Below are 22,964 nucleotides of genomic sequence, written 5' to 3' on the forward strand. Positions count from 1 at the left end.
AGCAGCGCTTGTTGTGGCGAGCCCGCTCGCCACGACACTCAGTTGCCACTCATCCTCTACCACCCGCCGCTAACCCTCGTCTACCTGTCAACTTTGACAGTAGCCAGCGACGCCTTCCTGCGGTTCCATAACAGCACACACTGCGCACAAGTAGTTACGAGATGCAGAGGGAGCGGTGATGGAAGCGGTGACGGGCACAATCAAGTCGTATAGCCAAAAAACCGGGGAAGGCTGGATTGCACTCGACAGCGGCGAAGAGCCGGTACGTGTGGATTTCAGGAGTTCGGGAGCGCGTCGACTGAAAAACGGCCAGCGGGTGCAATTTGCGAGGATTCATCGACCCACGGGCATCTTTGCGTCCCACATCAAGATTATTTAGCGACGTACATGCGGCGTCTCGAACGCGAAGTCAGGAGAAGGGCAATGGCAACAGGCACAGTGAAGTGGTTTAACGCGGAAAAGGGCTTTGGTTTTATTACACCTGACGATGGGAGCCCGGATGTTTTCGTCCATTATTCGGCAATTACAACGGTTGGGTTCAAAACGTTGGAAGAGCAACAAAAGGTAGCGTTCGACACTACCCAGGGGCAAAAAGGGCCGCAGGCCGAGAATGTGAGGGCTCTATGATGATCGTACCCACGCTCGCGCGTGGGAACAATCAGTCCGCTGATCCAGCCTAGATTTTGCCCGGTGCAGGCTCGGCTGACGGCCCCCTGTCATCCAGCACTCGCTCAGCCAACAATCACCCCCACCTCAATCAACTGCGCAATGCCCAGCGCGGCTTCTCGCTGTGTTCGTTCCAGATCAAAAGCGAAATCGCAGCTCAGGGCGTGGGCGGACGCCAGGGTTTCGGAGAGGTTAACCAGCAGGTCTTCGGTGCTGATGTTGCCGATGACGGTGACGAGTACGGTGGGGGCGTTTTGTGTGGTTTTAGACATGGCGTCGCTCCGCGGAAAGAATAAGGGATCACCTTGACATTGCGAGCCGCGACGCCCGACCGCTGTGTACGGAGACTAGAGAGCGAGTTTCCTAGGGGGGGCAACCTTAAAGCCCTGTCGGAAATTTGCTCGATAGCAGCAGATGTATACCCATCTAAATGTGAGAGCTGGCTTGCCGGCAATGACTGGATCGCAGCTAGCCGATCAGGTGACTGGCACGCCGCAATCGCAGGCAAGCCAGCTTCCACAGTTGAATCGATTTACACCCAGTAGGCGCGGTCGCTTGTGCGGTCATCTGAGCCTCAAAGCAAAAGTTGGAAGGCTTCTTGCAATACCGCTTCCAGGACGCTCCCCAGCGTCAAAACTTTGCTTCAAGGAACACGAGGAATACCGGTGGTAGATCGCTCTCAAATGCTCAGCACGGCCCGTGGCACCCTGACTGACTTGTCGCGGGGCAACCTGGGCGTGCCGTTGTTGTTGCTGGTGATGCTGGCAATGATGATGTTGCCGATGCCGCCGTTCCTGCTCGACGTTTTCTTCACCTTCAACATTGCCCTGTCCGTCGTTGTGCTGCTGGTGTGCGTCTACGCCTTGCGGCCGCTGGATTTCGCGGTGTTCCCGACCATTCTACTGATCGCAACCCTGTTGCGTCTGGCGTTGAACGTGGCGTCTACGCGGGTGGTGATGCTGAACGGCCAGGACGGCCATGCCGCCGCCGGTAAGGTGATCCAGGCCTTTGGTGAGGTGGTGATCGGCGGTAACTACGTGGTCGGTATCGTGGTGTTCGCGATCCTGATGATCATCAACTTCGTGGTGGTGACCAAGGGCGCCGGGCGGATTTCCGAGGTGAGCGCGCGGTTTACCCTCGACGCCATGCCGGGCAAACAGATGGCAATCGACGCCGACCTCAACGCCGGCCTGATTGACCAGAACCAAGCCAAATCCCGTCGCCTGGAAGTGGCCCAGGAAGCCGAGTTCTACGGCTCCATGGACGGCGCGAGCAAATTCGTGCGCGGTGACGCCATCGCGGGCCTGTTGATTCTGTTCATCAACTTGATCGGCGGGATAGCCGTCGGCATCTTCCAGCACGGCATGACCTTCGGCGATGCGGGCAAGGTCTACGCCTTGCTGACCATCGGTGACGGTTTAGTGGCGCAATTGCCATCACTGTTGTTATCCACAGCGGCGGCCATCATGGTCACCCGTGCTTCGGGCTCCGAAGACATGGGCAAGCAGATCAGCCGCCAGATGTTTGCCTCGCCCAAGGCGCTGGCCGTGGCGGCAGGCATTATGGCGATCATGGGCATCGTGCCGGGCATGCCGCATGTGTCGTTCCTCAGCATGGCGGCCATGGCCGCGGGAGGGGCTTACCTGTTCTGGCGCAAGCAGAACTTGGTCAAGGTCAAGGCTCAACAGGAAATCGCCCGTCAACAGGAACTGCTGCCATCGCCGGCCCGCGCCCAGGAAACCAAGGAATTGGGCTGGGATGACGTGACCCCGATTGACATGATCGGCCTGGAAGTCGGCTACCGCCTGATTCCGCTGGTGGACCGCAACCAGGGCGGGCAATTGCTCGCGCGGATCAAGGGCGTGCGTAAGAAGCTGTCCCAGGACTTGGGCTTCCTGATGCCCACCGTGCATATCCGCGACAACCTCGACTTGGCGCCCAGCGCCTACCGCCTGACGCTGATGGGTGTGATCCTCGCCGAAGCCGAGATTTACCCCGACCGCGAACTGGCGATCAACCCTGGCCAGGTCTTCGGCACGCTCAACGGCATTACCGCCAAAGATCCGGCTTTTGGCCTGGAAGCGGTGTGGATCGAAGTCAGCCAGCGCAGCCAGGCACAATCACTGGGTTACACCGTGGTAGACGCCAGCACCGTGGTCGCCACGCACCTCAACCAGATTCTCTACAAACACTCCCACGAGCTGATCGGCCACGAGGAAGTCCAGCAATTGATGGGCTTGCTGGCCAAAGCCTCGCCAAAGTTGGCCGAAGAGCTGGTGCCGGGCGTGTTGTCGCTGTCGCAACTGCTCAAGGTGTTGCAGGCGCTACTCGCCGAACAGGTGCCGGTACGCGACATTCGCAGCATTGCCGAGGCCATCGCCAACAATGCCGCCAAGAGTCAAGATACTGCCGCGCTGGTGGCTGCGGTACGCGTCGGATTGTCCCGCGCAATCGTGCAAAGCATTGTAGGGGTTGAGTCTGAGCTGCCTGTGATCACCTTGGAACCCAGGTTGGAACAAATATTGCTCAATAGTATTCAGAAGGCAGGACAAGGCCAGGAAGAAGGCGTTCTGCTGGAGCCAAGCATGGCGGAAAAACTGCAGCGCTCGTTGATCGAAGCCGCGCAGCGCCAGGAAATGGCGGGCCACCCGGTGATTCTGCTGGTAGCAGGCCCGGTCCGCGCGATGTTGTCGCGGTTTGGGCGCTTGGCAGTGCCGAATTTGCACGTTTTGGCTTATCAGGAAATTCCTGACAACAAGCAAGTGACTATCGTCGCGACAGTAGGGCCCAATGGCTGAGGTAGTGGGTTATGCAAGTTAAGCGTTTTTTCGCCGCCGATATGCGTCAGGCCATGAAACTGGTACGTGATGAGCTGGGCGCCGATGCCGCGATTATCGGTAACCGTCGTATTGCCGGCGGTGTTGAGCTAACGGCTGCCCTGGATTACACGCCCTCGGCGCTGGCGCCGCGCGTGCCGAACATGGAACTCGAAGACGAGCTGCGTAAGACTGCCTCACGCATTGTCTCGGCCCAGGCTGAGCTGAGCATGCGTGGCGATAGCGATGCCTCCACCAATCGCCAGTTGTTCGCTGGCCTGCCACTGACCGCTGCCGAGCCGCTGGTTGAACCAACATTCAAAGAACCGCCGCGTCCTGCAGCGCCTGCCCCGGCTGCCGCAGTTGACCAGCGCGCGTTTGATTCAATGCGCTTTGAACTCAATGGCCTGCGTGAGCTGCTCGAAGTGCAGCTGGGTTCGTTGGCGTGGAACCAGTTGCAAGGCAGCAAGCCGCAACAGGCCAACCTGTGGCGTCGCCTGCAACGGATCGGCCTGTCCGGCCCGTTGTCCCGTGACTTGCTGGCGCTCACCGCCGAAGTCGAAGAACCTCGCCAAGCCTGGCGCATGCTGCTGGCGCACTTGGCACGCATGATCGTCACTCCGCAAATCGAACCCTTGGAAGAGGGCGGTGTGATTGCCATGGTCGGCCCTGCCGGCATGGGCAAGACCACCACCCTGGCCAAGCTGGCGGCGCGTTATGTGCTCAAGTACGGCGCGCAAAACATCGCGCTGGTGAGCATGGACAGCTACCGCATCGGCGCCCAGGAGCAGCTCAAGACCCTGGGGCGCATTCTCAATGTGCCGGTGACCCACGTCGATCCGGGCCAGTCTCTGGCCAACGCCCTCGACCCGCTGCTGCGCAAACGCGTGGTGTTGATTGACACTGCCGGCCTGCAAGCCAGCGACCCGGCGTTGCGCATGCAGCTCGAAAGCCTGGCCGGGCGTGGCATCAAGTCGAAAAATTACCTGGTGCTTGCAACCACCAGCCAGAAACAGGTTCTTACCGCTGCCTACCACAGCTACAAGCGTTGCGGCCTCGCCGGTTGCATCCTCACCAAACTCGACGAAACTGCGAGCTTGGGCGAAGTGCTGAGCCTGGCCATCAGTCATGAATTACCGGTTGCTTACCTGACCGACGGGCCGCGGATTCCGGATGATCTGCATCTGCCGCGCCGTCATCAGTTGGTCAGCCGTGCTGTCAGCGTGCAAATGCAAGAAGAGCCTAGCGAGGAAGCGATGGCCGATATGTTCGCCGACCTTTACCACCACCCGGAAAAGCGGGTGGGGTGAGGCAGGATGAACGCCGTGAAATGTACCTACATCGATGGTCTGCAAGCGATTCACGCGGCCAAGTCATGTAGCCTGCGTCTAAGCAAGACAAGGTAAAGAAATAAAATGGGCAGCATGCATCCCGTACAGGTGATCGCGGTGACCGGCGGCAAAGGTGGCGTCGGGAAAACTAACGTGTCAGTGAATTTGTCCCTGGCCCTGGCAGAGCTTGGCCGTCGTGTCATGCTGTTGGATGCTGACCTGGGCCTGGCGAACGTCGACGTTCTGCTGGGGCTGACACCCAAACATACCCTTGCTGATGTAATCGAAGGCCGCTGCGAGCTGCGCGATGTGCTGCTGCAGGGCCCCGGTGGCATTCGTATCGTGCCGGCCGCCTCGGGCACCCAGAGCATGGTGCACCTGAGCCCGGCGCAGCATGCCGGCCTGATCCAGGCGTTCAGTGATATTGGCGACAACCTCGACGTGCTGGTGATCGACACCGCCGCCGGGATTGGCGAGTCGGTGGTCAGCTTCGTCCGCGCAGCGCAGGAAGTATTGCTGGTGGTTTGCGATGAGCCCACTTCGATCACTGATGCCTACGCTCTGATCAAACTGCTTAACCGCGACTACGGCATGAATCGCTTCCGCGTGCTGGCCAACATGGCCCAAAGCCCGCAGGAGGGGCGAAACCTGTTCGCCAAGTTGACCAAAGTCACGGATCGCTTCCTCGATGTTGCCCTACAATACGTAGGTGCAGTTCCCTATGACGAGTGTGTACGCAAGGCTGTGCAAAAGCAGCGTGCAGTCTACGAAGCGTTCCCTCGTTCCAAATGCGCATTGGCGTTCAAGGCTATTGCCCAGAAGGTCGATACTTGGCCGTTGCCCGCAAACCCTAGGGGGCATCTGGAGTTTTTCGTCGAGCGATTGGTGCATCAGACGAGCGCAGGACCGGTGCTATGACAGCCAGCGGCTATAACCTTTACAAAAAGTCGGCACGTGACAGCCAGGGCGAGTTGATCGAGCGCTATGCGCCCTTGGTCAAGCGCATTGCCTACCATTTGTTGGCACGCCTGCCTGCCAGTGTGCAGGTCGAAGACCTGATTCAGGCCGGTATGATCGGTTTGCTTGAAGTCTCGACCAAATACGACGCGAGCAAAGGTGCGAGTTTTGAGACGTACGCGGGTATCCGTATCCGTGGTGCGATGCTCGATGAGGTGCGTAAAGGGGATTGGGCGCCGCGTTCGGTACACCGCAACACGCGCATGGTCAGTGACGCAATTCGCTCAATTGAAGCAAAAACCGGTCGTGACGCTAAAGATCATGAAGTTGCGGCCGAACTCCAATTGAGTCTCGACGATTACTACGGGATTTTGAACGATACCTTGGGCAGCCGCCTGTTCAGTTTCGACGACCTGTTGCAGGACGGCGAACACGAAGGGTTGCACGAGGACGGCGCGAGTGCTCATCTCGAGCCGTCGCGCGATCTGGAAGATGAACGTTTCCAGAGTGCGCTGGCGGAAGCGATAGCCAATTTGCCGGAGCGTGAGCGGTTGGTGTTGGCGCTGTACTACGACGAAGAGCTGAACCTCAAGGAAATCGGTGAGGTCCTGGGGGTCAGCGAATCGCGTGTCAGCCAGTTGCACAGCCAGTGCGCAGCCCGTTTACGGGGGCGATTGGGAGAGTGGCGCGCGCGCTGACAGGCAGTGTGGGGACACTGCAGACGCTACCGCGAACGCTTCAGGTTTTCGCGGGTTCGTACCGTGGTGCCCTGGGCAGTCCTTTTTGTGTAACGCCTGTTGATTGAAATGGCGCGTCCAAGTGCTGGGCGCGTTTAAGACTGCTTGGAGGTCGAATTGGACAAGAACATGAAAATCCTCATCGTTGATGACTTCTCAACGATGCGGCGGATCATAAAAAACCTGTTGCGTGACCTTGGGTTCACAAACACGGTTGAGGCGGATGACGGCATTACGGCGATTCCGATCCTCAACAGCGGGAGCATCGACTTTCTGGTAACTGACTGGAACATGCCGGGCATGACCGGTATCGACTTGTTGCGCCACGTGCGTGCCGACGAAAAATTGCGCAGCCTTCCCGTGTTGATGGTGACCGCCGAAGCCAAGCGTGAACAGATCATCGAAGCCGCCCAAGCTGGGGTAAACGGTTACGTGGTCAAGCCATTCACTGCACAGGCCTTGAAAGAGAAGATTGAAAAAATCTTCGAACGCATCGGTCATTGATGCTGCCACGGGGGAGCTATGGAGCATAAAGAATCATCGCAGGCGGATTTTGAGTCGACCCTGAAAAAGCATGCTCACCAGTTGGTCGAAAGCCTCGAAAAAGGGCAGTTCGGCGACGCCGTGCAGTTAATCCATGAGCTTAACCAGACCCGTGACCGCGGCCTGTACCAGGAAGTGGGCAAGCTCACACGCGAATTGCACAGTGCGATCGTCAATTTCCAGATTGACCCGCATATGCCCCAGGCCGAAGAGATTTCGCAGATCACCGATGCCACCGAACGCCTGTCGTACGTGGTCAGGCTGACTGAGGCGGCGGCTAACCGCACCATGGACCTGGTGGAAAACGCCACGCCGCTGGTCAATGGCATGGCCACTGAGGCGCAGGCTTTGAGCGTTGACTGGGGCCGCTTTATGCGTCGGGAAGTCGGGGCCGAAGAGTTTCGTGAATTGGCCCGTCGAGTCGAAGGTTTTCTGTCGCGCAGCGAACAGGAAAATCGCACGGTTGCCAGCAACCTCAATGACATTCTGCTCGCCCAGGATTACCAGGACCTCACCGGTCAGGTGATCAAGCGCGTGACCCAGTTGGTCACTGAAGTGGAAAGCAACCTGCTCAAACTGGTGCTCATGGCCGGCCAAGTTGATCGTTTTGCCGGCATCGAACATGACCGTGAGGCGATCCTCTCGGAAAAAGATCCACAAAAACATCTCGCCAAGGGTGAAGGTCCGCAGATTCATGCCGATAAACGTGAAGACGTTATGTCAGGTCAGGATGACGTAGATGACCTGTTATCCAGTTTAGGCTTCTAAGGAGCACCCACATGAGCTTCGGCGCCGATGAAGAAATCCTTCAGGATTTCCTTGTAGAGGCCGGCGAAATTTTAGAGCAGCTGTCCGAACAACTGGTTGAGCTGGAAAGCCGACCGGATGATGCGAACCTGCTCAATGCAATTTTTCGCGGTTTTCACACTGTAAAAGGGGGCGCCGGCTTCCTCCAGCTCCATGAGCTGGTGGAGTGCTGTCACATCGCCGAGAACGTGTTCGACATCCTGCGTAAGGGTGAGCGCCACGTCGACTCGGAACTGATGGACGTGATTCTCGAAGCACTGGATGCGGTCAACGGCATGTTCAGTGAAGTGCGCGAACGTGCACCGATCACTGCCGCCACACCGGAACTGCTGGCCGCCCTGGCGCGCCTGGCGGAACCTGCGGACACCGCGGCTGAGCCGGTGGTGGAAGCGGCTCCGGTGGCTGAGCCGGAAGCCGACGTGACCGACAGCGAGTTCGAACAACTGCTCAACTCACTCAGCGCGGTCAAGGCCGAGGCTGAAGCGCCGCAAGCGGCTGAAGCGCCTACGCCTGCGTCGGCGCCTGCAACGCCGACGAGCGAAGACATTACCGACGCTGAGTTCGAGTCGTTGCTCGATCAGTTGCACGGCAAAGGCCAGTTCGCTGCTGACGCGGTGGCGCCTGCTGCCACCGAGGCGCAAGCGCCTGCGGCGTCTACCAGCACCGACATTACCGACGACGAATTCGAGGCGTTACTCGACCAACTGCACGGCAAAGGCACGTTTGCAGCTGATGCCTTGCCGGAAGTTGCAGCGACCGCCGTCGCGCCAGCCGCCAGTGCAGCGCCTGCCAGTGCTGCACCGGCCGGTGACGGGCTGATTTCCGATCACGAATTCGAAGCCCTGCTCGACGAACTGCACGGCAAAGGCAAGTTCACCGAGGTGGCCCCGGCCGCTGCGGCGACCGCCACGCCTGTCGAGGCGAAACCCGCGCCGGTCGAAGCCGCGGCACCTGCTGCCGCACCTGCTGCCGCGAAACCCGCTCCTGCCAAACCCGCTCCCGCTCCCGCTCCCGCTCCCGCAGCCGCAGCCGCCCCGGCGCCTGCGCGTGCTGCAGCGGCGCCGGTGGCCGATAAGCCTGCCAGTGAAGCCGAAACCACCGTGCGGGTTGATACCGCACGCCTGGACGACATCATGAACATGGTCGGCGAACTGGTGCTGGTGCGTAACCGCCTGGTGCGCCTGGGCCTGAGCAGTGGTGATGAAGCCATGCAAAAGGCCGTGTCGAACCTTGACGTGGTCACTGCAGACTTGCAGACCGCCGTGATGAAAACGCGGATGCAGCCGATCAAGAAAGTCTTCGGCCGCTTCCCGCGCTTGGTTCGCGACCTGGCGCGCCAGCTCAAGAAAGAGATCAACTTGGAGCTGGTGGGTGAAGAAACCGATCTCGATAAAAACCTTGTCGAGGCCCTGGCCGACCCGCTGGTCCACTTGGTGCGCAACGCCGTCGACCACGGCGTCGAAACCCCGGAAGAACGCGAAGCCTCGGGTAAGTCCCGCAACGGCAAGGTGATTCTGGCGGCCGAGCAAGAAGGCGACCATATCCTGCTGTCGATCACCGATGACGGCAAAGGCATGGACCCGGCGATTCTGCGCAATATCGCGGTCAAGCGTGGCGTGATGGACAAGGACGCCGCCGACCGCCTGACCGACACCGAGTGCTACAACCTGATCTTTGCCCCGGGCTTCTCGACCAAGACCGAGATTTCCGACGTGTCCGGCCGTGGCGTGGGCATGGACGTGGTGAAGACCAAGATCAGCCAGCTCAACGGCTCGATCAATATTTACTCGACCAAGGGCCAGGGCTCCAAAATCGTCATCAAGGTGCCGTTGACCTTGGCGATCATGCCGACCCTGATGGTGATGCTGGGCAACCAGGCGTTCGCTTTCCCACTGGTCAACGTCAACGAGATCTTCCACCTCGACCTGTCGCGCACCAATGTGGTGGACGGCCAGGAAGTGGTGATCGTGCGCGACAAGGCGTTGCCCCTGTTCTACCTCAAGCGCTGGCTGGTGGCATCGGCCAAGCATGAAGAGCAGCACGAAGGCCACGTGGTGATTCTCTCCGTGGGCACTCAGCGGATCGGCTTTGTCGTCGATCAGTTGGTGGGCCAGGAAGAGGTGGTTATCAAGCCTTTGGGCAAAATGCTGCAGGGAACCCCGGGCATGTCGGGTGCGACCATCACCGGTGACGGTCGGATCGCGCTGATTCTCGATGTTCCGAGCATGCTCAAGCGTTACGCCGCACGGCGTATTTGATTTTGGCGGGGCAGGGCGGTATTGCCCGCCCCGCCTAACGGAGTGTTTATGGCAGTCAAGGTCCTGGTGGTGGACGATTCGGGTTTCTTCCGCCGCCGCGTCTCGGAAATTCTTTCCGCCGATCCAACGATTCAGGTGGTCGGCACGGCCACTAACGGCAAAGAGGCGATTGATCAGGCCATTGCCTTGAAGCCGGACGTGATCACTATGGACTACGAGATGCCGATGATGGATGGCATCACGGCAGTTCGGCACATCATGCAGCGCTGCCCGACTCCGGTGTTGATGTTCTCATCGCTGACCCACGAAGGCGCCCGAGTCACTCTGGACGCACTGGATGCCGGTGCGGTGGACTTCCTGCCGAAGAATTTCGAAGACATCTCGCGCAACCCCGAGAAGGTCAAGCAGATGCTGTGCGAGAAGGTGCACAGCATTTCGCGCAGTAACCGTCGCAGCTTGTTCAGTGCGCCGGCGCCTGCACCGGTTGCCGCACCGGCTGCGCCGAGTTCCTCGTTTGCACGCCCGGCACCTGCCCCCGTGGCACGCCCTGCGGCGGCGCCGGTTCGTGCGTCTGCGTCAAGCGCGCATTCGCCGGCACCCAAGCGCAAAGCCTACAAGCTGGTCGCGATTGGCACGTCCACCGGTGGCCCGGTGGCCTTGCAACGGGTGTTGACCCAATTGCCGGCAAACTTCCCGGCGCCGATTGTGCTGATTCAGCACATGCCGGCAGCCTTTACCAAGGCTTTTGCCGAGCGCCTGGACAAGCTGTGCCGCATTACCGTCAAGGAGGCCGAAGATGGCGACATCCTGCGTCCTGGCTTGGCGCTGTTGGCCCCGGGCGGCAAGCAGATGATGGTCGATGGCCGTGGCGCGGTCAAAATCCTGCCGGGTGACGAGCGTCTCAACTACAAGCCATGCGTGGACATCACCTTCGGTTCGGCAGCCAAGTCCTACGGCGACAAAGTTCTGGCGGTGGTGCTCACCGGCATGGGCGCCGACGGCCGTGAAGGCGCGCGCCTGCTCAAGCAGGGCGGCAGCGCAATCTGGGCCCAGGACGAAGCCAGCTGTGTGATCTATGGCATGCCGATGGCCATCGTCAAGGCTGACCTGGCCGACGCCGTCTACAGTCTGGACGACATCGGTAAACATCTGGTGGAGGCCTGCCTCTGATGGATGTCTTGAGCCTGATTGGCATCACCCTGGCGTTTGTCGCGATTATCGGCGGCAACTACCTTGAAGGCGGCCACCTCGGCGCCTTGGCCAACGGCCCGGCTGCGCTGATCGTGATTGGCGGCACTGTGGGCGCTGCGTTGCTGCAGTCGCCCATGAGTTCGTTCAAACGCGCGATGCAGACTCTGATTTGGATTATTTTCCCGCCACGCGTTGACCTGCCCGGTGGCATTGACCGCGTGGTCAATTGGAGCCTTACTGCTCGCAAGGAAGGCCTACTGGGGCTGGAGGGCGTGGCCGATGCCGAGCCCGACAGCTACGCGCGCAAAGGCCTGCAGTTGCTGGTGGACGGCGCCGAACCGGAAGCGATTCGCAGCATCCTGGAGGTGGATTTTCTCACCCAGGAAAGCCGCGACATCAACGCGGCCAAAGTCTTTGAAAGCATGGGTGGCTACGCGCCGACTATCGGCATCATCGGTGCGGTGATGGGCTTGATCCACGTGATGGGTAACCTGGCCGACCCGTCGCAGCTGGGCAGCGGCATTGCCGTGGCGTTTGTCGCCACCATCTACGGTGTGGCGAGTGCCAACCTGGTGTTGTTGCCGGTGGCCAGCAAGCTCAAGTCGATCGCCATGCGCCAATCGCGTTATCGCGAGATGCTGCTCGAAGGTATCTTGTCGATTGCCGAGGGTGAAAACCCGCGCTCCATCGAATTAAAGCTCCAGGGCTTCATGGATTGATGGGAGGAACTGAGTGTGAGCCGTCGCCGTCGCGAGCCTGAAGAACACGTCAACCATGAACGCTGGCTGGTGTCCTACGCCGACTTCATTACCTTGTTGTTCGCGTTTTTCGTGGTGATGTACTCCATCTCGTCGATCAACGAAGGCAAGTACAAGGTGATTTCCCAGGCGCTGATCGGTGTGTTCAACGACGCCGACCGTGCGCTCAAGCCGATCCCTATCGGCGAAGAGCGGCCCAAGACCGTGACCCCGGCCAAGCCGCTGGTCAACGACAGCGACGAAACCGCTGCGGGTGTGGGGGGCACCAGCGACCCGCTGAAAAGTATCGCCGACGATATCAGCGCCGCGTTTGGCGACCTGATTAGCTCAAACCAGATGACCGTGCGCGGCAATGAACTGTGGGTGGAGATCGAGCTTAATTCCAGCCTGCTGTTCGCCAGCGCCGACGCGATGCCGAGCGATCAGGCGTTCACCATCATCGACAAAGTGGCGGCGATCCTCAAACCGTTTGAAAACCCGATTCACGTTGAAGGCTTTACCGACAACTTCCCGATTGCAACCGCGCAGTACCCGACCAACTGGGAACTGTCCTCAGCGCGTGCCGCGAGCATTGTGCGCATGCTCGCGATGCAGGGTGTGAACCCTGGCCGGTTGGCGTCGGTGGGCTATGGTGAATTCCAGCCAGTGGCCAATAATGCCACCGCCGAAGGCCGCGCGCGCAACCGTCGTGTGGTGTTGGTGGTGTCACGTAACCTGGATGTACGCCGCAGCCTGACCGGTACCGGCACGGCTAATGCAACACCGGATGCGGCCTTGAGGCGGGCTGGCACACAAACTGCACCGCCAACCGTTAAGCCGTCGGTTCGTCAGAGTGCCGTCAATTCTCCGTCACCGGCAAAATAACTTTATGCACTGTCTCGGTCGCGCGTTAGCCCACCGGGAGGAATCAACCGAATGAGAGTCTGGGCAGTTGCCAATCAAAAAGGTGGAGTCGGCAAGACCACCACCTCCATCGCCTTAGCCGGTTTGCTGGCCGAGGCGGGCAAGCGTGTGGTCGTGGTCGACCTCGACCCGCATGGCTCAATGACCAGCTATTTCGGCTACGACCCGGATGCGCTGGAGCACAGCTGCTACGACTTGTTCCTGCACAAGGGCAGCGTGCCTGCGGACTTGCCTGGGCAACTGCTGCTACCCACCAGTAACGAAAGCATTTCCTTGCTGCCGTCGAGCACCGCCTTGGCCACCCTTGAGCGTCAGTCGCCGGGGCAGAGCGGCCTGGGCCTGGTCATCGCCAAGACCCTGGCGCAGCTGTGGCAAGAGTTCGACTACGCCATCATCGACAGCCCACCGTTACTCGGCGTGCTGATGGTCAACGCCTTGGCGGCCAGCCAGCAATTGGTGATCCCGGTGCAAACCGAGCACCTGGCGGTCAAAGGCCTGGAGCGCATGGTCAGCACCCTGGCGATGATCAACCGTTCGCGCAAACAGCCGCTGCCGTTCAGCATCGTGCCCACCCTGTTTGACCGTCGTACCCAGGCGTCTCTCGGGACTTTACGGGTGCTGCGTGACGCTTACCCGCAGACTATCTGGAATGGTTACATTCCGGTGGACACGCGCCTGCGTGACGCCAGCCGTGCCGGGCTCACGCCTTCGCAGTTCGACGGTAAAAGCCGTGGTGTGCTGGCTTACCGCGCGTTGCTCAAGCATCTGCTGTCGCAGCAGCTTGTGGCGCAGGTGGCGTGATGAACCGTCCCGTTAAACTCAAGACCCGGCCGCAACTGGCGCTCGAATCCTACCTGGATGCGTTGCTGCAGGACGCGACCGCGGAGGAACTGCCGGAACCGATTCTGGTACTTGAACCTCTCGTCGTAGAGCCCGAAAGCACGCTGGACGAATTCCAGCTGGCGGTGCTTGAAGAACAAGCCCGTGATGCGCACGTCGTGCCGATTGCTGTGCCGGTTGCGCCGGTTGTTGTGGCGCCGGTGGTGGTCGAACCGATGGTGGTTGAACCGGTGGTGGAAGTCCATCGGCCACCGAGCATCACGCCGCCGCCGGTCACGGGTGATGGTCGACCGTCATGGGCGGCCGAGCCGTTCGAATGCCTGTTGTTCGACGTCGCCGGGTTGACCCTGGCGGTGCCGCTGGTGTGCCTGGGTTCGATCTATTCGCTGGAAGGCCAGGAGCTGACGCCACTGTTCGGGCAACCGGAGTGGTTCCTCGGCATCCTGCCAAGCCAGGCTGGCAACCTCAAAGTGCTGGACACCGCGCGCTGGGTGATGCCCGACCGCTACCGCGATGATTTTCGCCAAGGCTTGCAATACGTGATCTCGGTGCAGGGCTACGAGTGGGGGCTGGCGGTGCATCAAGTCAGCCGCTCGTTGCGCCTGGACCCGAACGAGATCAAATGGCGCAGCCACCGTGGCCAACGGCCGTGGTTGGCGGGCACCGTGATTGAACATATGTGCGCGTTGCTGGATGTCGCCGAGCTGGCCGAGTTGATCGCCAGCGGCGCCGTCAAGACGATGGCACCGAACAAACACAGTTGATTGAACAATAAGGCCCGCATGCGAGTGCGGTCAGCGAAGTACACACGCCGAGTAAAACGGCATTTGAAGGGGTCAGAGAGATGAACAAGTCAGCGTCCGCACAAGGTTTAGATGATCCGATCCTGCAATGGGTTACCTTCAAACTGGACAACGAGTCGTATGGCATCAACGTGATGCGCGTGCAGGAAGTGCTGCGTTACACCGAGATCGCACCGGTCCCAGGTGCGCCAAGCTATGTGCTGGGCATCATCAACCTGCGCGGTAACGTCGTGACCGTGATCGACACCCGCCAGCGTTTTGGTCTGGTGTCGACCGAAGTCAACGACAACACCCGTATCGTCATCATCGAAGCCGACAAGCAAGTGGTCGGGATCATGGTCGACAGCGTGGCTGAGGTGGTTTACCTGCGCCAATCAGAAGTGGAAACCGCGCCGAACGTGGGCAACGAAGAATCGGCCAAGTTCATCCAGGGCGTGTGCAACAAGAACGGCGAACTGCTGATTCTGGTTGAGCTGGACAAGATGATGAGCGAAGAAGAGTGGTCGGAACTGGAGAGCATCTGATTGTTCTTTGAGGCAGCGGTGATTGTCCTGGCCCTGTTGTGGGCCGGGACGGTGGCATTCCTGCTGCGCTACATGCGCCAGCAGCGGGAATTGGCCCTTCAACAGGCCGAGCGCGATGCCGTGCGTGACCGGCGCATCCTCGACCTGGTCAAGCGCGTGGATCACTTCCAGCAGAGTGCGGTGAAGGTCGGGGATGAGGTGCATGAACTGCGCGCGATCCTTGGGCCGTTGCCGGACAAGCTGGCGCAGATCGAACAGCGCGACCCCTCGAGCCTGTCATTTGCCCAGGCGGCGAAGCTGGTGGGCATGGGCGCGACGGTGGATGAGCTGACCCAGTCGTGCGGGTTGACCCAGGCTGAAGCGCAGTTGATGAGTAAGTTACACAAGAGCTGATGTGCTTGTTTAGCGGATTTTCCCGGTCAGCTGGAGCCCTATACAGTCCTTGTAGCAAGGTTGCTCGCTGACACCGGGCCTGTCGTCGACGTAGAAGCCATCGCGATTGGGCATCTGCAAGTGGGTGAGGGTGGCCGCGTCAACCGTGGCGCTCGCTTCCAGTATCTGGTTCTGGTTCAGGATATACCCCACCACCGCGTACACCTGATCATTGCTCAATGATTATGGTTGTTGAAACGGCATGGTGCGCCGCACGTAGTCGAACAGGGTGGTGGCGTAGGGCCAATAGCTGCCGACGGCTTTTAACGGCTTGGGTGTGGGCAGAGAGCCAGCTCCACCCGCTAGCGCGGGGCCCATGCCGCCTTCCAGGTGGGCGCCATGACAGCCCAGGCAGGCTGCCTGATACACCTTCTCACCTCCCTTGACGGTGCCTTGGCCGGGCGGCAGGTTGTTGCCATCGGGTGCAACGTCAATGTTCCAGCCAGCGATGTAGTGTTCAGTCACGGGGCGGCCCACGCCGAGCTTCGGGTCAGGCGCGGCGTAGGCACACAGACACAGACTCATCAGCCCCAGCGTGATCACCACGGCTCAACGGCCAAGTTGCGAGTGTTCCGCTCGAATCCCTCGCCTATCGCTCGCAGTTGAATCTGCGGGACATGTGATCGCACCATGCATGAGCATGGCACTTTTGCCTCTTTGTGCTGACCAAGCCTGTAACTGTAGGAGGTTTTACGCACAAGGATTTGAAATGTCTTTCCACGCTTTTGTTGGCATAAAACTGTCTGGTTTTCGGCGGCCCTGTGCCGCCGTCTGCGCGTGTATGGGCGCTATTTTTCTCGCGGGCTATTAAAGGACACAGGGATGAACGCCACACGTAATGGAGTGTACGGCGCCGCTTTGATGCTGGCGGCAGCAGCGCTGGGCGGTTGCGCCTCGTCGATGAGCGTCACCAACGAGCCCGGGGTGAAAATGGGCGACAGCTATGCGCAGGTGCTCGCCGTAGTGAGCCGCAACAATACCGTGACCAAGCAGGTCGAGGGCCAAGGCTTCCGAGCGCAAGGCTACTCGAAGATGTTCCAGGATTGCCGCACCAAGTACTTCATCTTCCAGGGCGCCGATGGCTTGCAGATGGTGAGTTTTGAGCCAGCGCCGCAGTTGTCGGTCAAGCAAAATTGCCGCCAGCCGTAACCGGCCCTTTCTTCCCCTGCGAGTTGAATGCTGATGACTGTTTTGCGTGTTATTCCCGTGGCGCTTTTGGTGCTGCTGACGGGGTGCGGCCAGGTGGCGAACATCCGTTCCCTGTCCACCGGCTACGCCCCACCGCAGTCAGGCGAGACCGCTCGTGTGCGGTTGATCACCGACGGCCTGGTGCGCGCAGTACCAGGGCGCGATTGCCTGGACTGGAATGTGCCGGGCGCCGGGGTGATGGCGTCGACCAAATCCGGCTTCCCTGACCACAACGGCGAAAGCCTTGGCATGCCCGGGCCGATTTATACCTGGAGCGGCGCGGTGACCACCGAGCTGGTGGTGCCGGCAAACAAGCCCATCGCGCTGCATTACCTGGGGCAATTGCAGTATTCCCGACAATGCTTCAGCAGCATGACCTTCGTGCCGCGCCCCGGAGTGGATTACATGGTGCAGGCGACTATCTACGCGAACTGTTCCATCCAACTGCATGAACTGCCTGCGCACGGTCAGCAATGGGAGCCTGTAGAGCCCACGCCCAAGGGCAAGCTGTCGATGTGCAACGCGATGGATAACTTCTAGCCGGGCAATTAATTTGCAACCTCGATGGCTTTTTTCCCCACCGCAAAGGTCCACATCCTTCAAGCATCTTTGACTCCAGGAGTAAGCCCACCATGACCACCCCCAAGGCACTGCTGATTCTGCACGGCAAGCAAGCCCTCAACGAGGACGTGCGCGCCGCCGTGCAGGCCCGGCGCGAACAGGGCTGGGAGCTGGCGGTGCGGGTGACGTGGGAGGGCGGTGACGCCCAGCGGCTGGTCAACGAAGCCTTGGCCGATGGTTATACCCACCTGATTGCCGGTGGCGGCGACGGCACCTTGCGTGATGTGGCCGAGGCGATGGCATTGGCCAAAACCGACGCCAGCCTGGTGCTGATGCCACTGGGCACTGCCAATGACTTCGCGCGCGCCGCCGGTGTGCCCGTTGAGCCTGCCCAGGCGCTGGCGCTGCTGGATGTGCCGCCAAGGGCCATCGACCTCGGCCAGGCCGATGGGCAAATATTCCTCAACATGGCCACGGGCGGCTTCGGCAGCCAGGTCACCGCCAATACCTCCGAAGATCTGAAAAAAGTGCTGGGCGGCGCGGCCTATCTGTTCACCGGGTTGACGCGTTTCAGTGAATTGAAGGCTGCTTACGGTGAGCTGCAAGGCCCGGATTTTCATTGGAAAGGTGACTTGCTGGCGTTGGGTATCGGCAACGGTCGTCAGGCGGGCGGTGGGCATGTGCTATGCCCCGGCGCGTTGGTCGATGATGGCTTGCTGGATATCAGCATTCTGCCGGCGCCGCAGGAAGTGGTCGGCACGCTGCTGACCGTGATGAGCGAAGGCTGGGGCCTGGACAACATGTTTGTACGAGCGCGCCTGCCCTGGGTTGAGATCAAGGTGGCCGAAGGGCTGTACATCAACCTGGATGGTGAGCCGCTGAAGGGCGATGATTTGCGTTTTTCTGCTCTGCCCAAAGCTCTGCGCGTGCACCTGCCGTTGAATTCGCCCCTAGTCGTCCAGGCTGATGATCTGCTCGCGAACGGCGAATAGCACCAGGCCCGCCACGTCGAAAATCTGCAGGCGCTTCATGATCTGCGAGCGGTGTGCTTCCACGGTCTTGATGCTCAGGCCCAAGCCGTGGGCGATTTCCCGGGTGGATTTGCCGCGCACAATCAATCGCAGAATTTCCAGCTGGCGCGCCGTGAGGTTATGGCTGTGGGCGACGGGGGCGCTCAGGCCCTGGCTGCGGATCAACGCCTGATTGATCACCGTGTGGGCAATCGCCGGGCTCAGGTAACGCTCATTGTTGCGCAAGGCCATCAACGCGTGTTCCAGCTCGTTGGCGGTGGTGTCCTTGAGCAGGTAACCATGGGCGCCGGATTCCAGCGCACGCATGATCAGCTCCGGGTCGGTGTGCATCGACAGGATAAGCACCTTGCTCTTGGGGTAGGCGGCCTTGAGTTGCTGCAAGGCATCCAAGCCGCCGATGTGCTTCATCGACAGGTCTAGCAGCACGATGTCCGGCTGCAGGGCACTGAATTTCTCCAGCAACTGCGCACCGTCGCTGGCTTCACCAATCACGGTGTAGCCGGGAGTGTCTTGGATCAGCGCGCGTACGCCGGCCCGGATCAGTGTGTGGTCATCCACCAAGAGTAAATTGCAGGTCACTCGAGAACCTTAGGGGAACTGGCCCGTTCGAGGGCGCGAGGCGCCCAGGGGAAAAGTGCGTCGATCCTTGTCCCTTTGCCTGGCTGGCTGTTGACGGACAACGTGCCCCCCAACTGATCGATCCGCTCGGACATACCGGCCATGCCCCGCTGGCCTTCCTGGGCGGGGTTGATGGCAGGCGAGAAGCCCAGGCCGTCATCGCAGATTATCAGCGACAGGCCTTCGGGCAGGCGTTGCAGGCGTACCAGCAAGTTCTGCGCCTGGGCATGGCGAAGCATATTGGTTACCGCTTCCTGGGTGATGCGAAAGGCCGCCACCGCCATTTCCTCCGGGAGACCGGTCAGCCGTTGCTGGCATTCCAGGCTCCAGTGAATTGGGGTGTTTTCCAAGGTTTTGAGCAGGTGCGCGCGCAGGCTGGCTTCTAAACCGAGGCTGGCCAGCTGCCTTGGGTTGAGAATGGCGGACACGTCGCGCACTTTGGCCAGAGTTTCATTCAGAGTGTTGCACAGCACTGTGCATTGGTTTTGCAGGTCTTGCGGCAGGCGGCGCTTGAGCCATTCGCTCTGCAGTTTGGCAGCGGTGAGCAGTTGGCCGATGTCGTCGTGCAACTCACGGCTGAGGCGATGGCGCTCGTTTTCCTGGACTTGCAGCAAGCGATCAGCCAATTCCTGCGGCTGGAATTTTATCGATTTACGCGAGCGCCACTGTTGCAAACCCACCACCAGCAAGGTGGCGAGATTGAGCAGCAGCACCGACAACGGTAACGGCGCGGAACGGGTGTAGGCCCACAGGCTGACCAGCAATGAGCAAAGGCACAGGGCGAGAACGATACGACGGGCATTGCTGCGGGACACGGATCTTGCGATGAGTGACTTTAGGCTGGCGTACATAGCGGATGGAGCCAATGAAGGTTCGCTGCGGAAAGACCGGTCATGGCGGCTGACAGGGCTCTGTTTGGAATGCGGTGCCAAAACATTTTATACAGGATGAAGTTGAGTCACTTCGAGCGAGGCATAGTACCACCACTATTACCGCTGGTCGCCTGGCGCCTCGCCTCACAAGCTATTAACCACGCACAAACGCGCCGTCACCTCAACCCAGAGTTAAAGGTTCCAGAGTTCAAAGAGGAGGCAAATGTATTTATTAAGTGAGTTTGTAGCGTTATACCGATGATGGCTAATTGATATGTTTGCGTCGTTTTTAGATAACCCACCGATTAAATACGACTTGGTCAGCACTCAAAGTGAGTGATGTAGACGCTGCTGCGGTTTATAGCCGAAGCCTTTCTGTGGGATCTGCAGGGTGACGGTCGCAATCAGTTTAGTTTGCTCGGTCTCATCCAGGGCCAATTCTCCTGTTCGGGTGTCGATCAGTTCCAGTTGCCAAGCCAGTAGTGTCAGGCAGTCATGCAAGGCACTCAATGCCTGGTCATGCAATTCCATGGGGCTTACAGCATTGGCAATGAGGTACTGAATATGCCGGGAGAATTCGCTGATCGCCTCTAATGCGAGGCCTTCGGCTTTTTCGGCCAGCTTGCTCAGGCTGACTTTCATGCAGTCGATGGCATCGCTGTCGTTGCGAATCAAATGCAGGTGGTTCAAGCACTCTTCTGATTTGGCCAGGAGCATCTCGGCTTCGAGCAGGAATTCCGGAAGAGCCGTTTGCCATTCGTTTGCCTTATTCATCATGCAAGTCTCCACAACATAAGGTCGGGTGATGAGATGTCGCACCGGCTGAATGGCGTCAAACTACCGCTGAAATATGACTGGAATCTGTAGCCCCATTCTGAAATTTCAGTAGGACCGATACTTGAATGATTACAAATGCCGCGCAAGTCCCGCATTATTCGGGGAGATTGCACAACTTCATTTGCCGCCACGTGAGTCTCTGGAAAACTCGTGGACCGAGGGCTTGGGATGGCAAACAAAAGCCTGACTCCATTCATGCAATGAGAATGGCGTCACATTAATGGCTATTAGATATCGCGAATATCAGGTTGGGCCTGATTGTACCTAGGGGAATCCCTTACGCAGCGGAACCCCGCGTCGATTTGAATGTCGCGCGTCGTTGCTGTAATGCCGTTTGGAGAGGCCGATGCAGTAAAGCATGATGTCAGTGTGACATCAATGAATTTACGTGGCATTTTACGGGGGTCAAGGTCTGGCGTTTGCCGCCGATAACTAACCTAAGTGAGCAGCACAATCCCATATCAGGAGCTTTTAATGGCCGGCATTCTCGACACGGTAGATCAACGCACGCAACTGGTGGGTGAGAATCGCCTGGAGATTCTTATGTTCCGCCTGGCCGGACGGCAGCTGTTCGCGATCAACGTGTTCAAGGTGCAGGAAGTGTTGCAACTGCCCAAGCTGACCCTGATGCCCCAGCGCCACCCGTTTGTGTGCGGCGTGGTCAACCTGCGTGGCCAGACCTTGCCGGTGATCGACTTGTCCCAGGCTATTGGCATGCGCCCGCTCGTGCCGGGGCCCAACAGCACCATTATCGTCACCGAATACAACCGTTCGGTGCAGGCGTTTCTAGTGGGCGGCGTGGACCGCATCGTTAACATGAATTGGGAGGCTATCCTGCCGCCGCCGGCCAGCGCTGGGCGCCAGCATTACCTCACGGCCATCAGCAAAGTCGATGACCAGTTGGTGGAAATCATTGACGTGGAGAAAGTCCTCGCCGAAATCGTGCCGTACAACGCCAAGGTCTCCCGCGAGAAACTCGAAGACCCGGTACTGGAACGCGCCCGTGGTCGCGAAGTGCTGCTGGTGGATGACTCCAACGTAGCCTTGTCGCAACTGCGCGACACCCTCGGGCAGCTCGGCGTGAAAATGCACATCGCCAGTGACGGCCTTAAGGCGCTGAACATGCTCAAGGCATGGGCCGACAGTGGCCAGGTGATGACCGATAAACTGCTGATGATCTTCACCGACGCCGAAATGCCCGAGATGGATGGCTACCGCCTGACCACCGAGATTCGCAACGACCCACGTCTGCGTAGCTTGTATGTGGTGCTGCACACCTCGCTGTCAGGCAGCTTCAATGAATCGATGGTGAAGAAGGTCGGTTGCGATAATTTCCTGTCCAAATTCCAGCCCGACAAGCTGGTGGATGTGGTGCGTCAACGCTTGATGCTGGACGAAGTGCCCAGTTGACCTTAGGGTAACGGCTTTGCCCCTCAGGAAAGCAGGCTCATGCTTCGTCTCAGCGCGTTGTACCGTTACCCCTTGAAGTCCGGCAAGGCCGAAGCCTTGCCGCAGAGCGGTCTGGATAAACTCGGGTTGGAGGGGGATCGACGCTGGATGCTGGTGGATGAAGCCACTGGGCGCTTTCTCACGCAACGGGCCGTGGCGAAGATGAGCCAACTGTCGGCGCTGTGGAACAGCAGCGGCGGCCTGACCCTGAACTCGCCTGGCTACGCGCCGTTGGACGTGGCGTTGCCCGGCAGCACGGCGCAGTTGCGCGGCGTGACCCTTTGGCGCGACACCTTGCGCGTGCCGGATGCGGGCGATGCGGCAGCGGCCTGGGTCAGCAGTTTTATCGGCAAGCCCACGCGGCTGGTGCAGGTGCCGGTGGAACGTGCACGCACCACTCAAGATGGCTACGGCAGGGACGATGATAAAGTCGGGTTCGCCGACGGATTCCCGCTGCTGCTGATCGGACAGGCCTCGTTGGACGACCTGTCCCAGCGTGTCGGCCGCCCCATGGAAATGCTGCGTTTTCGCCCCAACCTTGTGATCGAAGGCAGCGAGGCGTTTGCCGAAGATGGGTGGAAGCGCTTGCGCATTGGCGATGTGGAGTTTCGCGTGGTCAAGTCCTGTTCACGTTGTATCCTCACCACCATCGACCCTGCCAGCGGCGAACGCAGCGCTGACCGGGAACCGTTGACCACCCTCAAGACCTACCGCGAGCAGGACGGCGATGTGATGTTCGGCCAGAACCTGGTCAACGATAGTCCGGGGCATCTGGAAGTGGGCATGCCGGTGACCATCCTCGAATAGATACTTGCGCCATAAAAAATGCCCGTCTCCTGCGA

The 22,964-nt window shown here is 59.6% G+C and carries 26 protein-coding genes and 1 pseudogene; 21 read left to right on the plus strand and 6 right to left on the minus strand.

The window, feature by feature from the left end; genetic code table 11:
* The first annotated feature begins 178 nt into the window (after window positions 1–178).
* Window positions 179–379, plus strand: coding sequence for a cold shock domain-containing protein (locus FW764_RS04510; RefSeq protein WP_446432930.1), 201 nt, complete (start codon window positions 179–181; stop codon window positions 377–379).
* 44 nt (window positions 380–423) lie between these two features.
* A complete protein-coding gene (locus FW764_RS04515; RefSeq protein ID WP_446432931.1) occupies window positions 424–627 on the plus strand; it encodes a cold-shock protein in 204 nt (67 codons plus the stop codon).
* A 49-nt stretch (window positions 628–676) separates the two neighbouring features.
* Here FW764_RS04515 and FW764_RS04520 read toward each other — a convergent pair.
* A pseudogene (locus FW764_RS04520) lies at window positions 677–938 on the minus strand (DUF6124 family protein).
* Between the two features lie 411 nt (window positions 939–1,349).
* Between FW764_RS04520 and flhA the strand changes: the two are divergent.
* The 14 genes from flhA to FW764_RS04590 all read left to right on the plus strand — a co-directional run bounded on the left by flhA (window position 1,350) and on the right by FW764_RS04590 (window position 15,527).
* Entirely contained in the window at window positions 1,350–3,464 is a 2,115-nt protein-coding gene (gene flhA / locus FW764_RS04525; RefSeq protein ID WP_446433077.1) for a flagellar biosynthesis protein FlhA, read from the plus strand.
* A gap of 11 nt (window positions 3,465–3,475) precedes the next feature.
* Window positions 3,476–4,792 carry a flagellar biosynthesis protein FlhF gene (gene flhF, locus FW764_RS04530; protein ID WP_446432932.1) on the plus strand — a complete coding sequence of 439 codons (1,317 nt, stop codon included), beginning with the start codon at window positions 3,476–3,478 and terminating at the stop codon, window positions 4,790–4,792.
* 105 nt (window positions 4,793–4,897) lie between these two features.
* The gene (gene fleN / locus FW764_RS04535) at window positions 4,898–5,731 is read left to right on the plus strand and encodes a flagellar synthesis regulator FleN (protein WP_003192912.1); all 834 of its coding nucleotides are present in this window, start codon (window positions 4,898–4,900) and stop codon (window positions 5,729–5,731) included.
* On the plus strand, window positions 5,728–6,468 hold the full coding sequence (gene fliA / locus FW764_RS04540; protein ID WP_446432933.1) for an RNA polymerase sigma factor FliA: 741 nt from the start codon (window positions 5,728–5,730) through the stop codon (window positions 6,466–6,468). Before fleN ends, fliA begins: the two co-directional genes overlap by 4 nt.
* 168 nt (window positions 6,469–6,636) lie before the next feature.
* Window positions 6,637–7,011, plus strand: coding sequence for a chemotaxis response regulator CheY (locus tag FW764_RS04545; protein WP_242151595.1), 375 nt, complete (start codon window positions 6,637–6,639; stop codon window positions 7,009–7,011).
* Window positions 7,012–7,029: 18 nt separating this feature from the next.
* Window positions 7,030–7,818 (plus strand): protein phosphatase CheZ, encoded by a 789-nt coding sequence (locus FW764_RS04550; RefSeq protein ID WP_446432934.1) that lies wholly within the window; start codon window positions 7,030–7,032, stop codon window positions 7,816–7,818.
* Between the two features lie 11 nt (window positions 7,819–7,829).
* Window positions 7,830–10,115, plus strand: coding sequence for a chemotaxis protein CheA (locus FW764_RS04555; RefSeq protein ID WP_446432935.1), 2,286 nt, complete (start codon window positions 7,830–7,832; stop codon window positions 10,113–10,115).
* A 48-nt stretch (window positions 10,116–10,163) separates the two neighbouring features.
* The gene (locus tag FW764_RS04560; protein WP_446432936.1) at window positions 10,164–11,285 is read left to right on the plus strand and encodes a protein-glutamate methylesterase/protein-glutamine glutaminase; all 1,122 of its coding nucleotides are present in this window, start codon (window positions 10,164–10,166) and stop codon (window positions 11,283–11,285) included.
* Entirely contained in the window at window positions 11,285–12,025 is a 741-nt protein-coding gene (locus FW764_RS04565; protein ID WP_446432937.1) for a flagellar motor protein, read from the plus strand. The genes FW764_RS04560 and FW764_RS04565 overlap by 1 nt, the downstream gene beginning before the upstream one ends.
* A 15-nt stretch (window positions 12,026–12,040) precedes the next feature.
* On the plus strand, window positions 12,041–12,928 hold the full coding sequence (gene motD / locus FW764_RS04570) for a flagellar motor protein MotD (protein WP_446432938.1): 888 nt from the start codon (window positions 12,041–12,043) through the stop codon (window positions 12,926–12,928).
* 51 nt (window positions 12,929–12,979) lie between these two features.
* On the plus strand, window positions 12,980–13,768 hold the full coding sequence (locus tag FW764_RS04575; RefSeq protein WP_446432939.1) for a ParA family protein: 789 nt from the start codon (window positions 12,980–12,982) through the stop codon (window positions 13,766–13,768).
* Window positions 13,768–14,571, plus strand: a complete 804-nt coding sequence (locus tag FW764_RS04580) for a CheW domain-containing protein (protein ID WP_446432940.1) — start codon at window positions 13,768–13,770, stop codon at window positions 14,569–14,571. Before FW764_RS04575 ends, FW764_RS04580 begins: the two co-directional genes overlap by 1 nt.
* 80 nt (window positions 14,572–14,651) lie before the next feature.
* The gene (locus tag FW764_RS04585; RefSeq protein ID WP_446432941.1) at window positions 14,652–15,134 is read left to right on the plus strand and encodes a chemotaxis protein CheW; all 483 of its coding nucleotides are present in this window, start codon (window positions 14,652–14,654) and stop codon (window positions 15,132–15,134) included.
* Window positions 15,135–15,527 (plus strand): DUF2802 domain-containing protein, encoded by a 393-nt coding sequence (locus FW764_RS04590; RefSeq protein WP_446432942.1) that lies wholly within the window; start codon window positions 15,135–15,137, stop codon window positions 15,525–15,527.
* 9 nt (window positions 15,528–15,536) lie between these two features.
* Here FW764_RS04590 and FW764_RS04595 read toward each other — a convergent pair whose 3' ends face one another.
* The gene (locus tag FW764_RS04595; RefSeq protein ID WP_446432943.1) at window positions 15,537–15,746 is read right to left on the minus strand and encodes a hypothetical protein; all 210 of its coding nucleotides are present in this window, start codon (window positions 15,744–15,746) and stop codon (window positions 15,537–15,539) included.
* A 3-nt stretch (window positions 15,747–15,749) separates the two neighbouring features.
* The gene (locus tag FW764_RS04600) at window positions 15,750–16,091 is read right to left on the minus strand and encodes a c-type cytochrome (protein ID WP_446432944.1); all 342 of its coding nucleotides are present in this window, start codon (window positions 16,089–16,091) and stop codon (window positions 15,750–15,752) included.
* A 297-nt stretch (window positions 16,092–16,388) separates the two neighbouring features.
* Here FW764_RS04600 and FW764_RS04605 point away from each other — a divergent pair, with 297 nt between their 5' ends.
* The 3 genes from FW764_RS04605 (at window position 16,389) to yegS (ending at window position 18,307) form a co-directional block, all read left to right on the plus strand.
* Window positions 16,389–16,715, plus strand: coding sequence for a hypothetical protein (locus FW764_RS04605; protein ID WP_446432945.1), 327 nt, complete (start codon window positions 16,389–16,391; stop codon window positions 16,713–16,715).
* 33 nt (window positions 16,716–16,748) lie between these two features.
* Complete coding sequence (locus FW764_RS04610) at window positions 16,749–17,294, plus strand: hypothetical protein (protein WP_446432946.1); 546 nt, start codon at window positions 16,749–16,751, stop codon at window positions 17,292–17,294.
* Between the two features lie 92 nt (window positions 17,295–17,386).
* Window positions 17,387–18,307: a lipid kinase YegS gene (yegS, locus tag FW764_RS04615; protein WP_446432947.1), complete on the plus strand. Its 921-nt coding sequence runs from the start codon at window positions 17,387–17,389 to the stop codon at window positions 18,305–18,307.
* On the opposite strand, the gene FW764_RS04620 is transcribed toward yegS, so the two are convergent.
* The 3 genes from FW764_RS04620 to FW764_RS04630 all read right to left on the minus strand — a co-directional run bounded on the left by FW764_RS04620 (window position 18,266) and on the right by FW764_RS04630 (window position 20,613).
* Window positions 18,266–18,925, minus strand: a complete 660-nt coding sequence (locus FW764_RS04620; protein WP_446432948.1) for a response regulator — start codon at window positions 18,923–18,925, stop codon at window positions 18,266–18,268. The genes yegS and FW764_RS04620 overlap by 42 nt on opposite strands.
* Window positions 18,922–19,815 carry a sensor histidine kinase gene (locus FW764_RS04625; protein WP_446432949.1) on the minus strand — a complete coding sequence of 298 codons (894 nt, stop codon included), beginning with the start codon at window positions 19,813–19,815 and terminating at the stop codon, window positions 18,922–18,924. Before FW764_RS04625 ends, FW764_RS04620 begins: the two co-directional genes overlap by 4 nt.
* Window positions 19,816–20,163: 348 nt before the next feature.
* Window positions 20,164–20,613: a hypothetical protein gene (locus FW764_RS04630; protein ID WP_446432950.1), complete on the minus strand. Its 450-nt coding sequence runs from the start codon at window positions 20,611–20,613 to the stop codon at window positions 20,164–20,166.
* A 534-nt stretch (window positions 20,614–21,147) separates the two neighbouring features.
* Between FW764_RS04630 and FW764_RS04635 the strand changes: the two genes are divergently transcribed.
* Together FW764_RS04635 and FW764_RS04640 are read left to right on the plus strand one after the other, a co-directional pair.
* Entirely contained in the window at window positions 21,148–22,083 is a 936-nt protein-coding gene (locus FW764_RS04635) for a chemotaxis protein CheV (protein WP_446432951.1), read from the plus strand.
* A gap of 39 nt (window positions 22,084–22,122) precedes the next feature.
* Entirely contained in the window at window positions 22,123–22,929 is an 807-nt protein-coding gene (locus tag FW764_RS04640; RefSeq protein ID WP_446432952.1) for an MOSC domain-containing protein, read from the plus strand.
* Window positions 22,930–22,964 lie beyond the last annotated feature (35 nt).

The sequence above is a fragment of the Pseudomonas sp. 1152_12 genome (assembly GCF_052850675.1).